At 52.0% G+C, this 506-nt stretch carries 1 rRNA gene; it reads right to left on the reverse strand.

Annotated features, from left to right (window positions below):
- Window positions 1-506, reverse strand: a 23S ribosomal RNA gene (locus ACFQ4A_RS16335); the annotation flags it as partial.

Genomic DNA, 506 nt, shown 5'->3' on the forward strand with positions numbered 1-506 from the left:
CTCGGCTTAGGTCCCGACTAACCCTGAGCGGACGAGCCTTCCTCAGGAATCCTTAGGCATTCGGTGAAAGAGATTCTCACTCTTTTTTCGCTACTCATACCGGCATTCTCACTTCCAAACGCTCCACCAGTCCTCACGGTCTGGCTTCACAGCCTTTGGAACGCTCTCCTACCATTGTTCGTAAGAACAATCCGCAGCTTCGGTGATACGTTTAGCCCCGGTACATTTTCGGCGCAGAGTCACTCGACCAGTGAGCTATTACGCACTCTTTAAATGATGGCTGCTTCTAAGCCAACATACTGGTTGTCTGGGCAACTCCACATCCTTTTCCACTTAACGTATACTTAGGGACCTTAGCTGGCGGTCCGGGCTGTTTCCCTTTCGACTATGAACCTTATCACCCATAGTCTGACTCCCAAGGCTGTGTCGCCGGCATTCGGAGTTTGACTGAATTCGGTAACCCGGTGAGGGCCCCTAGTTCAATCAGTGCTCTACCTCCGGGACAC

The organism is Lentibacillus salinarum (genome assembly GCF_042679865.1).
Taxonomy (GTDB): Bacteria; Bacillota; Bacilli; order Bacillales; family Amphibacillaceae; genus Lentibacillus; species Lentibacillus salinarum.